The organism is Salinicola sp. 4072, from assembly GCF_036663415.1.
GTDB classification, from domain to species: Bacteria; Pseudomonadota; Gammaproteobacteria; order Pseudomonadales; family Halomonadaceae; genus Salinicola; species Salinicola salarius_A.
In genome coordinates, this window is the sequence record NZ_JAXOVV010000005.1 from 55,325 (window position 1) to 68,809 (window position 13,485).

At 60.3% G+C, this 13,485-nt stretch carries 11 protein-coding genes; 6 read left to right on the plus strand and 5 right to left on the minus strand.

All coding sequences use genetic code 11. The annotated features are described in order from the left end of the window. Positions 1–63 precede the first annotated feature (63 nt). The 4 genes from yghU to R3F72_RS05740 all read left to right on the plus strand — a co-directional run bounded on the left by yghU (position 64) and on the right by R3F72_RS05740 (position 4,685). A complete protein-coding gene (gene yghU, locus R3F72_RS05725; RefSeq protein ID WP_071229859.1) occupies positions 64–930 on the plus strand; it encodes a glutathione-dependent disulfide-bond oxidoreductase in 867 nt (288 codons plus the stop codon). Positions 931–1,092: 162 nt separating this feature from the next. Then, positions 1,093–2,343, plus strand: a complete 1,251-nt coding sequence (locus R3F72_RS05730; protein WP_087718361.1) for a dicarboxylate/amino acid:cation symporter — start codon at positions 1,093–1,095, stop codon at positions 2,341–2,343. Between the two features lie 22 nt (positions 2,344–2,365). Then, on the plus strand, positions 2,366–3,550 hold the full coding sequence (solA, locus tag R3F72_RS05735; protein WP_332779141.1) for an N-methyl-L-tryptophan oxidase: 1,185 nt from the start codon (positions 2,366–2,368) through the stop codon (positions 3,548–3,550). An 82-nt stretch (positions 3,551–3,632) separates the two neighbouring features. Then, the gene (locus R3F72_RS05740) at positions 3,633–4,685 is read left to right on the plus strand and encodes a putative RNA methyltransferase (RefSeq protein WP_332779142.1); all 1,053 of its coding nucleotides are present in this window, start codon (positions 3,633–3,635) and stop codon (positions 4,683–4,685) included. A gap of 65 nt (positions 4,686–4,750) precedes the next feature. Here R3F72_RS05740 and R3F72_RS05745 read toward each other — a convergent pair whose 3' ends face one another. Further along, positions 4,751–6,502, minus strand: coding sequence for a putative bifunctional diguanylate cyclase/phosphodiesterase (locus R3F72_RS05745; RefSeq protein ID WP_332779143.1), 1,752 nt, complete (start codon positions 6,500–6,502; stop codon positions 4,751–4,753). A gap of 242 nt (positions 6,503–6,744) precedes the next feature. On the opposite strand from R3F72_RS05745, the gene R3F72_RS05750 reads away from it, so the two are divergent. Further along, positions 6,745–7,149, plus strand: coding sequence for a transcriptional regulator (locus tag R3F72_RS05750; protein WP_332779144.1), 405 nt, complete (start codon positions 6,745–6,747; stop codon positions 7,147–7,149). A 102-nt stretch (positions 7,150–7,251) separates the two neighbouring features. Here the strand turns inward: R3F72_RS05750 and cyoD are convergent, their stop codons facing one another. From cyoD to R3F72_RS05770, 4 genes are read right to left on the minus strand one after another with little or no spacing between them, the layout of a single operon-like run. Beyond that, positions 7,252–7,599 carry a cytochrome o ubiquinol oxidase subunit IV gene (gene cyoD, locus R3F72_RS05755; RefSeq protein ID WP_332779145.1) on the minus strand — a complete coding sequence of 116 codons (348 nt, stop codon included), beginning with the start codon at positions 7,597–7,599 and terminating at the stop codon, positions 7,252–7,254. Continuing rightward, positions 7,596–8,258, minus strand: coding sequence for a cytochrome c oxidase subunit 3 (locus R3F72_RS05760; RefSeq protein WP_332779146.1), 663 nt, complete (start codon positions 8,256–8,258; stop codon positions 7,596–7,598). Before R3F72_RS05760 ends, cyoD begins: the two co-directional genes overlap by 4 nt. After that, positions 8,255–10,360, minus strand: a complete 2,106-nt coding sequence (locus R3F72_RS05765; RefSeq protein ID WP_071229851.1) for a cbb3-type cytochrome c oxidase subunit I — start codon at positions 10,358–10,360, stop codon at positions 8,255–8,257. The genes R3F72_RS05760 and R3F72_RS05765 overlap by 4 nt, the downstream gene beginning before the upstream one ends. After that, positions 10,357–11,343 (minus strand): ubiquinol oxidase subunit II, encoded by a 987-nt coding sequence (locus R3F72_RS05770; RefSeq protein ID WP_332779147.1) that lies wholly within the window; start codon positions 11,341–11,343, stop codon positions 10,357–10,359. Before R3F72_RS05770 ends, R3F72_RS05765 begins: the two co-directional genes overlap by 4 nt. A gap of 630 nt (positions 11,344–11,973) precedes the next feature. Here R3F72_RS05770 and R3F72_RS05775 point away from each other — a divergent pair. Then, positions 11,974–13,437 (plus strand): catalase, encoded by a 1,464-nt coding sequence (locus tag R3F72_RS05775; protein ID WP_332779148.1) that lies wholly within the window; start codon positions 11,974–11,976, stop codon positions 13,435–13,437. Positions 13,438–13,485: the final 48 nt, after the last annotated feature.

Below are 13,485 nucleotides of genomic sequence, written 5' to 3' on the forward strand. Positions count from 1 at the left end.
CCTTACGACTCGCCATGCGCTTTTTGGTCATGCGGGGTCGAGTCTTCATCGAGAGGACATTTCATGAGTCAGCAAAACGAGTACGTGCCGCCGAAAGTCTGGACGCCCAACAAAGAAAGCGGCGGCAAGTTCGCCAGCATCAACCGTCCGGTCGCCGGGCCGACCCACGACAAGGCGCTGCCGGTCGGCAAGCATCCGTTCCAGCTCTACTCGCTGGCCACGCCCAACGGGGTCAAGGCCGGGGTCATGTTCGAGGAGCTGCTGGCGCTGGGCAAGGATGCCGAGTACGACGCCTGGCTGATCAATATCGGCGACGGCGATCAGTTCGGCAGCGGCTTCGTCGAGGTCAACCCGAATTCCAAGATTCCGGCGCTGATGGATTACAGCGGCGACAAGCCGGTTCGCGTGTTCGAGTCCGGCTCGATCCTGCTGCACCTGGCCGAGAAGTTCGGGGCCTTCCTGCCGACCGATCCGGCCAAGCGGGTCGAGACCATGAACTGGCTGTTCTGGCAGATGGGCAGCGCACCGTATCTGGGTGGCGGCTTCGGCCACTTCTATGCGTATGCGCCGGAGAAGATCGAATACGCCATCGATCGCTTCACCATGGAAGCCAAGCGGCAGCTCGATGTGCTCGACCGGCGGCTGGCCGAATCACGCTACCTGGCGGGCGACGAGTACACCATCGCCGACATCGCCACCTGGTCCTGGTATGGGCAACTGGTGCTGGGACGGCTGTACGAGGCCGCGGAGTTCCTGGACGTGGAAAGCTACGAGAACGTCCAGCGCTGGGCCAGGGAGATCGACGCCCGCCCGGCCGTGCAGCGTGGCCGCATGGTCAACCGCACCTTCGGCGAGCCGGAAACCCAGCTTCACGAACGCCACGACGCCAGCGACTTCGAAACACGAACGCAGGACAAGATCGGCGGCTGATATCGCGTATTTGCCGCCCAGAGCCCGGCTACGTGCCGGGCTTTTTGCGTTAGGCTTTAGCTTTGGTCATGAGCTTTATCTTTGGTCATGAGCTTTATCTTTGGTCATGAAGAGAAGATCCGACAGAGCCATTCCGCCTACTGTTTTCGATAGGGCATCTCCATGAAAACGCTATTTCGAGGCTACCTCGACGCTTCCCTGATCCTGCGCGTGACCATCGCGCTGGTGCTGGGCGTGGTGGTCGGGTTGATCGGCGGTGAGACGGTCGCGAGCTGGCTGGCGCCGTTCGGCGATCTGCTGCTGCGATTGCTGCAGTTCCTGATCGTGCCGATCGTGCTGTTTACCTTGATCGTGGGCATCAATCAGGCCGATTTCGGCCGTATGGGGCGCATCGGTGGCAAGGTGTTTGGTTATTACGTGGCGACCTCGGCCATGGCGATCGTGGTCGGGCTGGCGGTGGCGTCGCTGTTCTCGCCGGGCAGCGGCATGACGCTGGACGACGGCGCCAGTATCGACGTGCCGGAAAACCCGGGGCTGGTCAGCGTGCTGTTGAGCATCGTGCCGGACAATATCGTCGGCGCGCTCGCCGAGCCCAATCTGCTGGGGATCATCTTTACCGCTTTCGTGTTCGGCATCGCGCTGCTGAAGATGCGTCACAGCGAGGGGCAGGGCGAGCTGGGCGAGAAGCTCTACGGCGTCATCGAAGGCTTGAATGCGGTGACCATGAAGGTGATGGCAGGCGTGCTCCAGTACGTGCCCATCGGGGTGTTCGCCATCGTGGCCGGTACGGTGGCCAGGCAGGGCAAGGATACCATCCTGTCGTTGGGCACCATGGTGATCGTGCTCTATCTCGCGCTGGCCATGCATCTGGTGCTCTATTGCGTATTGATGAAGGCGTTCGGCGTGCGCCTGGGAGCGTTCTTCCGCGAGGCGCGTACGCCAATGGCGACGGCCTTCGCGACCCAGAGCAGCACCGGTACCCTGCCGCTGACCCTGAACGCGGCACAGCGGCTGGGCATCCCGCAGAGCCTTTACGGCTTCAGCCTGCCGCTCGGCGCGACGATCAACATGGACGGCGCGGCGATCCGAATCGCGATCTCGGCTGTCTTTGCCGCCAACGTGGTCGGCATCCCGCTGGACTTCATGACCATGGTCGAGATCGTGCTGATCGGCACGCTGACCTCTATCGGTACGGCGGGGGTGCCCGGCGCGGGTATCGTGATGATCGCGACGGTCTTCGCTCAGGTCGGGTTGCCGATCGAGACCGTGGCACTGTTGACCTCGATCGATGCGCTGGTCGGCATGGGCTGTACCGCGCTCAACGTGACCGGCGATCTGACCGGCACCGCCATCATTGCCCGGAGCGAGGACAAGCAGGCGGATGCGCAACCCACTGAAGCCTCGACGGCCTGATATCGATCCCAGGAATTTTCGAATGCATTCTGAGACACACACGGATCTTCTGATCATCGGCGGCGGCAGCATGGGACTGGTGGCGGCGGATTATCTGGTGGCCTCTTCCGGTGCCAACGGCCAGCCCGCGGTGCGGGTGCTCGACGCCCACCGCCCGCCCCACGATCAGGGCGCGCATCACGGCGAAACCCGGTTGATTCGGCTGGCCTATGGCGAGGGCAGCGGCTATGTCTCGCTGGCCCTGCGCGCGCTGGAACGCTGGCGCGAGCTCGAGCGAGAGACGGGCGAATCGTTGTTTCTGCCCACCGGAGTGCTCAATCTCGGCCCGGCTTCGGCGCCGTTCATCCAGCAGGTCGAGGCGAGTGCGCGGCAGTATGATCTGCCGCTGGAGGGCTTGGACGGCTCGGCGGCATCCGAGCGCTGGCCGGGATGGCGGCTCGATGCCTCGATGCGCGGCGGCTTCGAATCCCGCGCCGGAGTGCTGCGGGTCGAGCGGATCATCGAGTGCTGGCGGCAGCGAGTCGAACGGAGTGCCAACGTGACGCTGACGTCAGGCGCTCGTGTCGTGCGCCTGGAGCCTCTGGAGCAGGGCGGTTATGCGGCGACCTGCGATGACGGTCGGCGATTCAGCGCCGACCGGTTGTTGGTTTCCGCGGGGCAGCACGTGGCGCCGCTATTGGCCGAACTCGGCATCGAGCTGCCGCTGACTCGCGTGCGCAAGACGTTCGCCTGGTTCGAGGCCGACGACCGCTATGTGTCGGAGCGCTTCCCCGGCTTCAGCCTCACCGACGACGAGCTAGGCATCTATTACGGCTTCCCGGACATCGATGGCGCCGGGTTCAAGATCGGCCGACACGATAGCGGCCAGATCCTCGCGCCGGGCGAAACGATGGCGCCGTTTGGCGAACATCCGGAGGATATCGCCGAGCTCCAGCAGGTGATCGACCGCTATCTGCCGGGCGTTGGTGCGCTGCGCCATGGCGCTGTCTGCCAGTATATCCGCACCCCGGACGAGCACTTTCTGATCGATGAACCGCTCCCCGGCCTGATCGTTGCCGGCGGTTTCTCCGGCCACGGTTTCAAGTTTGCCAGCGCCATGGGGGAGTCGCTGGGCCGATGGCTGACGAGCGGTCGCGCTGCGCCGGAACTGGCAGGGTTCGGGATCAGCAGACTATCGGGGCGCGACAACCAGGGTTCGCTGTCGTAGTCGTTCGTTCCGGAGCGCCGAGGCCTCGAGCGACGATGGATTTCGCGTACACTGGCGGGCTTCACGAGCAAGTGGTGGCATCATGTCCTTCATTCCTTTTTCCGCGCTGGCCTGTCCGCTGGACGGGGATCCAATGCATCGCCAAGGCCAGACGTGGCGCTGCGCGGCCGGTCACAGTTTCGATATCGCGCGGCAGGGCTATACCCACCTGCTGCCCGTCCAGCACAAGCGTTCCCGCGATCCGGGAGACAGCAAGGCGATGGTGGCGGCACGCCAGCGCTTCCTGAATGCGGGCCATTACCAGCCCATCGCCGAGGCGGTATCGCGTCTTGCCCTGGCGGAACAACCCACCGGCGACGCGTTCCGCTGCCTGGATGCCGGCTGCGGCGAAGGTTATTACCTGCGTCAGCTGGCGGCGGCGAGCGCCCCCGATGCCGCCTTGTCGCTGTTGGGCCTGGATATCTCCAAGTGGGCGGTGCTATCTGCTGCCAAGCAGGACAAGGGCGCCGCCAAGCAAGAGCGGGCGGTGTTATCTGCTGCCAAGCAGGACAAGGGCGCCGCCAAGCAAGAGCGGGCGGTGCTATCTGCTACGAGGCAGGACCAGGGCACCGCGACGCGGGAAAGCGCAGCCGGTCGACAAGTTTCGACCCATGGACGGGAAGAGCGTGTCAGTTGGGTGGTGGGCAGCAACGCCAATCTGCCGGTACAGGAGGGTTCGCTGGACTGCGTGCTGTGTCTGTTCGGCTTCCCCGTCTATCCGGAATTCGTTCGCGTGCTCGAGCCGGGCGGGGTGTTGATCCAGGCCGATGCCGGGCCGGACCATCTTCGCGAGTTGCGCGAGATCATCTACCCCAGCCTGAAACCGGAGCGCGAGCGATCGGCAGTGGTGCCCGAGGGGCTGGTGCAGCAGGACGTGGAGACGATCCGTTATTCATTGGCGCTGGAGGAGCCACAGGCCATTGCCGACCTGCTGGCGATGACGCCGCACCTCTACCGCGCCAGTGCCGAAGGCCGGGCCAGGGCGGAGGCGCTGGAAGCGCTCACCGTGACCGTCGATGTGCGCTTGACGCGATTCGTGCGAGGGGCTGGGAGCCGGGAGACCACACCGTCGGGGATCGATTCGGCGCAGACCTGATCCGGCCATTCAGGAGTGGTTCCGTGTCGAGTGATTCAGTGTCGAGTGGTTCCGTGTCGAGTGATTCAGCGTTGCCGCTGGTAATTATCCGCCCATTGAAGGGCTTCTTCGAAAGGCAGGGCGGGGCTGTAGTAGAAGCCCTGCCCGATGTCGCAGCCGAGGTCCTTGAGATGCGCCTCGATCGAGACATTCTCTACCCCCTCCGCAATGGACTGCCGATTGAAGCTCTTCGACAGACCGATGACCGCCGCGACAATGGCTTCGTCCTCGGGGTTGTCGAGCATCCCCATCACGAAGGAGCGGTCGATCTTGATCTTCTGGGTGGGGAAAGTGCGCAGGTAACTCAGCGACGATTGACCGGTGCCGAAATCATCCAGCGATAGCTGCAGGCCGAGCTGGAGGCAAGCCTGGATATTGGCGGCAATGGTATCCATGTCCTCCTGCGGCGAGGCGCTTTCCAGTATCTCCAGCGTGAGCCGTTCCACCAGGCTTTGATCGTGGTGTGCAAGGGTGCGGTGCAAGTGATCGACAAAGCCGCTATCCAGAAAACTGGATGGATTGACGTTGACACTGACCGAATAGGGCAGGCCACGCCGCATGATCTCTTCGATAGCCGTCACTGCCTTGTCGATGACGTATTTGCCTATCTCGATGTCGAGCCAGGTGTGCTCTATCTGCGGGAGAAAGCGGCCCGGCGGCAGAATCTTGCCCGAGGGCAGGCGCCAGCGTAGCAATCCTTCGAATCCCGTTACCGTGTCGAGGTGGTAGTCGATCGCCGGTTGATAGAAGAGTTCCAGCTGTTGCTGTGACAGCGCCAGGCGGACATCACGGGCGATCGCCAGGCGCTCGCGACGAGAGTGATGGAGTTTGGGATCGAAATAGCAGTACCCGTTCTTGCCCGCTTCCTTGGCCGAGTACATGGCTTGATAGGCGTGATGCAGGAGCGCGTCCGCATCCGCTTCGTCGTCGGGATAGCAGGTGATGCCCATGCTGGCGGTAAGGCTGTGGACGTGTTCTTCTGTCTGGATGGGAGTGCGGATCTGATCGAGGATGCGTCGGCAGATCGCCGGCTGCAGCACGTCGCGCAGAATGATGGCGAATTCGTCTCCTCCCAGATACGTCACCACATCCTTGCGACGTACGGCATCGCGCAGACGATCGGCAATGACCTTGAGCACGGCGTCCCCGGCAGCGGTATCATGCGACTCGTTGATGCTGTTGAATCCATCCAGGTTGATCAGACAGACCGAAAGATTGCCCTGGGATTGTCTGGCAAGCGCCAGCTCTTCTCTCATCAGCCTCTGGAGCAGACCCCGATCAGGCAGACCGGTCAGGGCGTCGAGCTGGTCGAGCTTTAGCCCGGGCGGACGTTGGATCAGCAGATGACGGCCAATCTCATCCTCGATCTGGTGGGCAAGCACATGGAGCATCTCGAAATTCAGCGTCCCGCTCGGAATCGGCGAGGTGTGCACGAGACACAGCGTACCGATGCTGCCGCCTTCGATGTCGCGTATGGGCACGCCGGCAAAGAAACGCCAATGGGGCGATCCGACGACCTGGGGGTGGTTGGCGAACTCGGGATGACGCAATGCATCCTCGATGACGAAGAGTTCGTTGTGACGCAGGGTGTGATGGGTGAAAGACAGGGCATCCGGAATGTCGGTCGATACCGACCCTTCGCTGTTCCTGCACCATTGCCGATCGCTACCCACCAGGGTGAACCAGGCATCCGTCACCTTGTAGTGCTGCTTGGCGATCCAGCGTACCCGGTCGAGACGCTGCTCGGTTAATGTATCGATTTGTCTTGTTTGGTCCATGACGTCTTGGCGCCATGTTTCGTAGCAATCCAGGTTCACGGCGTGGCACCTCATCAAAGCCTTTTACCTCGCCCCATCCCTGTGGCATTCAACGAGCGTTTTCTAGTGAGACTGCGGCCCAACGGCTACTATCGACTCCAAAATTCGATAGGGGGTTGAATTAATAATTCAATACAAATTTGAACTATGGTTCAACGTAAATTGAACAAATAGTTCAAATTCAATACATGGATGAAAAAAGCATGTTCGCGTTGCGCCTCAAGACGGCGCTTACCGCCGCTGGGTATGAACCTCGCCCTTCGGTACTGGAGCGTGAGTTCAACTTGCGCTACTGGGGGTCTCCAATCACCTTCCAGGCGGTACGTCGGTGGTTGCGGGGCGATTCGATACCCTCGCAGGACAAACTGCAAGTGTTGGCGAGATGGTTGGGCATCGAGCCCCAGGTCTTGCGTTACGGTGAACAGGTTTCGCAGGTTCGCGCGCCCATGCAGGCGACCCGGGTCGTACCCGTCGATGGGGAGGAAGACGAGGTGCTGCGTATCTACCGTGATCTGCCCGAGGAGCAGCGACAGGTCTTGCGGCAGGTGATTCTGGCGTTCGCCAGGGCAAACGATCTGCAGTCCGGCGATTCACAGGAATCGAGCTGATACCCATCGATGGCTGGCGCCTTTCGTGCCGGAGGCGCTACGGGAAGCCGGGCCGGGATCGATCGTCGCCGCGGGCGACCTGGCCACGATCGATCCATCGGATCAGGGCAACATGTCGGGCATCATCCGATAGTAGAGATTGAAGAGAATCCACAGCGTACCGCCAACCATGATGGCCAGGATCAGGGCGGTAAACAGGATCAACTGCAGGTCCTCACGCTTGTTCCTGGCCAGCGTGATGTGCAGGAAGAAGCGGAAGTGGACCACGATCTGGATCACGGCGCAGCCGGCAATGACGAGATAGAGCGTTCCCGCTGCCATCTGCGTGTAGGCCGCTAGGCCGAACGGAATCAGCGTGAGGATCAGTGCCAGCCCGAACCCCCAGAGATAGCTGCGTAGCTCGCCGGATTTCTCACGCGCTTCCTGCTCGGAAAGTTGGCGATGGCTCATACGATGCCTCCCAGATACACCAGCGAAAAGATGCCGATCCAGACCACGTCCAGAAAGTGCCAGAGAATGGCCAGCCGCATCAGGCCGGTCTTGGTGGGTGGGTCGAGCCCATGCACGGCAATCTGGCCGAGCAGGGCAATCAACCAGATACAGGCCCCGATGACGTGAAGGCCATGCAAGGGCACCAGCGAAAAGAACGCCGAGAGAAAGCCGCTTCGGCTGGGCACGCCGCCTTCGGTGAACATCTTGTGGAAGTCGTAGAGTTCATGGGCGAGAAACCCGAGGCCCAGCAGCAGCGTCACCAGTAGCCAGATGACGAGAACTTTCCGGTCGCTGCGATATTTCAGCGCCAACGATGCCATGCCGAACGTGAAGCTGCTGATCAATAACAGCATCGTTTCGATGAAGGCGCTCTTGAGTTCGAACAAGTCACTGGGGCCGGGGCCTCCGGCAGTACCGCCGAGCATGGTGACGTAGGTTGCGAAGAGCAGGCCGAAGACGATCAGGTCGCTCATCATGAACACCCAGAATCCGAACACCATCTCTTCGCGGGTATCCTCGCTCTCTTGATGGGCTGGCCCGAGATTGAGGCCGGGATGGTGCGCACGGGGTCTCGCCTGATCGGTGTGGCCGGGGTGTATCTTCGTGGTCGTCGTCATTGAACGGCTCCTTCCACGGGCGGCACGGGGAGCCCCCGGTTTTCCCTCGTCTGCTCTTTCGAACGGTCGACCGGCGTCGTTCGGCGCACGCATTCGATCCAGGCCAGGTGCGTGCGGCGAACTTCGTCGCCGGGTATGGTGCGCGTGGTCTTGCGCACGTAGCCGCGTGCAATGATGGCGACCAGCGTGACCATCGCCGCGAGAATCACCAGCCACCACATGTACCAGGTCAGACCAAACGCCATCGCCGTACCGGTCACCGCGATGATCACGCCCATGGCGCTGTTGGCGGGCATTTCGATATCGGGGAACTCGTCCGGTATCTGATACGCCTTGCCTTGCTCTTTCTCGGCCATGAAGGCGTCGCGGCTGAACACTTCGGGGATGACCGGGAAGTTGTATTCCGGCGGTGGTGAACTGGTCGCCCATTCGAGGCTCCGTCCATCCCACGGATCGCCGACAAAGACGTTGTTATGATGGCGGTCTCGGACGCTCACCCAGAGCTGGATCAGCAGGAACAGCATGGCAAAGAGAATGACGATCGCGCCGCAACCGGCGGCAATGGTCCAGGGCAGGTACGCGGGCTCGAAGAAGGTCAGCGAGCGGCGCGGCATGCCCAGTACGCCGAGCGCATAAAGCGGGAAGAACGCCAGCATGAAACCGATGACCCAACAGTAGGCGGCACGTCGTCCCCAGCGTTTTTCCAGACGGAAGCCGAAGGCCTTGGGGAACCAGAAATTGGTAGCCGCCAGCATGCCGAAGAGCGTTCCGGGAATCAGCATGTTGTGAAAATGAGCGATCAGGAACAGCGAGTTGTGCACTTGATAATCGACGCTCGGGGTGGCGAGAATGATGCCGGTCAAACCGCCGATCACGAACAGCATGATGAATCCGACGGCGTAGATCATGGGAGCCGATAGTCTGACTCGTCCGCGATACATGGTCAGCATCCAGTCGTACACTTTTACACCGGTCGGGATGCCGATCAGCATCGTCGCGATGCCGAAGACGGCATTGATGGCGGCGCTCTGCCCCATGGTGAAGAAATGGTGGAGCCAGACGGTAAACGAGAGGAAGGCGATACATATGGTCGCGATCACGAGCAGGGTATAGCCGTAGAGTCGTTTTCCTGAAAAAGTCGAAAATACCTCGGAATAGATACCGAATGGCGTCAGAATCAGAATGTAGACTTCGGGATGACCGAAGGCCCAGAAAAGGTTGATGTAGTTCATCATGTTGCCACCCAGATCACTGGTGAACATGTGAAAATCGAGATAGCGATCCAGTGCCAGCAGGGCAGTGGCGACCGTCAGCGGCGGCATGCCGAAGATCATCAGGATGGCGGTGCTCAGCGCGGTCCAGGTAAACAGCGGCATACGAAATAGCTTCATGCCGGGCGCGCGCTTTTTATAGATCGTCACCGCGAAATTGATGCCGGTCAGCGTCGAGGAGAGCGTGGATAGCGTCACCGCCCAAATCCAGTAGTCGACCCCGGCATCAGGGCTGTAGGACAGTTCCGTATAGGGGGGATAGCCACTCCAGCCGCCAGTGGAGAATGGCGCCAGCACCAGTGAAATCATCACGATCGCCGCGCCCGCTGCGGTAAGGCCAAGGCTGATCTGATTCATGACCGGAAACGACAGATCGCGGGCACCGATCTGCAGCGGCATGACGTAATTGATGATGCCGGTAAGGAACGGCATCGCCATGAAAAAGATCATGATCGTGCCGTGAGTCGTGAAGAACTCGCCGAAGTGTTCGGGCGACAGAAAGCCCCCGTCCAGCCCGACGGCCTGCTGCGCGCGCATGAATGCCGCTTCGATGATCGCGCGGGAGAGCATGACCATGGCGATGACGATGAACATGATCCCGATTTTCTTGTGGTCCGGACTGGTCAGCCACTCCGACCACAGATATTTCCACTTGCCCAGCCAGGTCACCAGGATCACGGCGCCGAGCACGCCCAGCACGACCATTCCAGCGGCTCCGCCGGCAATGATGCCATTGATGATATTGAAGGTCGTCGGATCGCGAACGGCCTCCCAGAAGGGCAGGGCATCCCAGCCCAGGCGACCGAAGACAAAGTTCCAGATATCGCTCACGTTGCCTTCTCCCCGCCGTTGTCGTCAGCTTCATCGTGAGTGTTTTCCTCGGCATCAAAAGGCGCGGGGGTAGCGTTCGAGGGTGACATCCGTTCGTCCATGGTTTTGCGATTTTGGGGCGGCGATGGCGTCAGCGACGTCCAGTCGATCGGTGCATGGTGGGCAATGGCGTCGAAGAGTCGCGACGGAATGGGCGAAAATGCCATGAGATCGCCATGCTGATAGTTCTTGATTCCCAGCATGGCAGCGAAATCGGTGGCATCGCTTTTTTCGTTCAGCTGGGTGAAGCGTTGTCGATCGAGTCGATAGCCATCGCGTCGAGCATGAGCGACGAAGTCATCGAATTGCGCATCATCGACGACTTGGGTCATGAAGCGCTGACGATGAAAGCCACTGCCGTTGTACTGCATGTTCTTGCCCTGGAAGCGTCCCGTATTGTCGGCTTGAAGATGAAGCTTCGTGACCATGCGGTTCATGACGTCGATCTGGCTGCCCAGCGCCGGGATGAAGAATGACTGCAGCACGGTGGCCGACGTCAGCTGAAATGCGATGGGGCGATCTTCCGGCAATACCAGTTGCCCCATGCTGGCAATGCCTTGTTCGGGGTAGATGAAAAGCCACTTCCAGTCGAAGCCCACCACTTGAACCTGCAGTGGCTGCTTGGCGGAATCGAGCGGGCGGTAGGGATCGAGCTGGTGGGTTTCTCGCCAAAGCACGACGGCCAGCACGATGACGACCACGACAGGCACGCCCCACATGGCGATATCCAGCCAGCGCGACATGTCCCAATGCGGTCGATAGACCGCATTGCCACGGTAACGGTAGCGCCAGAGGATGATCGGGGTCTGGATGATTACCGGTAACACCACGATCAGTGTAACGACCACCACGAACCAGAAATGGTGTTTCTGTGCCTCGGCGATCGGCCCCTGAGGATTCATGAAACCCGGTAAAGAATGGCTACAACCTGAGAGCAATGCCATGACGAAGAGTGTTATCCCGCCTCGACCGAGAGGGACGAACGAGTTGATGAATCCTTTCACGCCATGCTCCGTAAATGTGCCGTAATACTTGGTGAATGGTGTGACGAGCCCTCACTATAGAAACGATTTCTGGTTCCGGCATTGATGTAATTTAGCCATGCGATGGATTAGATCGATTTATAGGCACGATGAAAGCGATCTGATGGCTCCAGGTGCGGTATCGAAACGATGGATACATCCTTGGCGATAGAATTTCTCCATCGTTTTGATTTCCTTTATCTATTAAAAAATAGATTTGGCTAGATGTTGACTATCGCCAACGTCAGCGGAGCCGGGCCTTTACGATGCGAAGGCGATGCTCCCTGGTGAATTCACCCAAGGTCTTGATGCGACAATAACCGATTCGGGCCGATTAGCCTGGTGGACAGGACAGCACTCGCTATTTATACCTAGCATTAATCTGTGTTGTGATACTTCGCATATAGAAGTTCCATGCAGAGGTAGTCAAAGGTAAAGGCGATGCGCCAAACCAAGGGCCAAGCGACCGATAGAATCGATTGCGGTGCGAATCGCCAGACACACAATTAGCGTGGCAATGATGCCACGTCATAGAGATAACGGAGATAGCCTGTGACTAGCGACATTCGCAAACCGACGACGACAGAAGCCGGTATTCCGGTAGCGAGCGAAGAGAATGCGCTTTCCGTCGGCCCTGATGGCCCGATCGTGCTTCACGATCACTATCTGATGGAGCAGATGGCGGCATTCAACCGTGAAATGATTCCGGATCGTCAGCCGCACGCCAAGGGCGGTGGCGCTTTCGGCCATTTCGAAGTGACGCATGACATCAGCCGGTATACCAAGGCGAAGTTTCTGCAGCCGGGCAAGAAGACCGAGATGGTCGCGCGCTTCTCCACCGTTGCGGGTGAATCCGGTAGCCCGGATACCTGGCGCGATCCGCGAGGCTTCGCGCTCAAGTTCTATACCGAAGAAGGCAACTTCGACATGGTGGGTAACAATACCCCCGTCTTCTTCGTTCGCGATCCGATGAAGTTCCAGCACTTCATCCACTCCCAGAAGCGCCGTGCCGACAACGGTCTGCGCGATCACGACATGCAGTGGGACTTCTGGACCATGGCGCCGGAAACGGCCCACCAGGTGACCTGGCTGATGGGTGACCGTGGCGTGCCAGCCAGCTGGCGCCACATGAATGGCTACTCCAGCCATACCTACATGTGGGTCAACGCCGAGGGCGAGCGTTTCTGGGTCAAGTATCACTTCAAGACCGACCAGGGCATCAAATGCATGACCCAGGAGCAGGCGGACCAGATGGCGGGCAGCGATGCCGACTACCATCGTCGTGACCTGTTCAACGCGATCAAGCGGGGCGACTATCCGACCTGGACGCTACAGGTTCAGATCATGCCGTTCGAGGATGCCAAGACCTATCGCCTCAACCCGTTCGACCTGACCAAGGTCTGGCCGCACAGCGACTATCCGCTGATGGAAGTCGGCAAGATGACGCTGGATCGCAACCCGGAAGATTTCCATACCCAGATCGAACAGGCCGCCTTCGAACCCAACAACATGGTTCCCGGTACGGGCCTCTCGCCGGACAAGATGCTGCTGGCGCGCTCCATCTCCTATGCCGATGCACACCGTGCGCGTCTCGGGGTGAACTACAAGCACATCCCGGTCAACACGCCCAAGTCGCCGGTCAACAGCTACGGCAAGGGCGGCGCGATGCGCATGCGAAATGCCAGCGATCCGGTCTATGCTCCCAACAGCAAGGGCGGGCCCAAGGCCGATCCCGCGCGTTATCCGGAAGATGCGGTCTGGTCGGCGGATGGCGAATTCGTCCGCACGGCCTATACGCTGCGCCCGGCGGACGACGACTACAGCCAGGCCAACGACCTGATCAACAAGGTGATGGACGACGCGGCCCGAGACCGGCTGGTCAGCAACGTCGTCGGCCACGTTTCCAACGGTGTCGAAGAACCGGTGCTCTCTCGCGTGTTCGAGTACTGGCGCAACATCGACGAGACCATCGGCCGTCGTATCGAGGGAGGCGTCAAGGCCAATCGCGGGAAGTGACCTAGCGCTGCAGATATTGCAGTAGGTTTCGATAAGAAAGATGGCCCA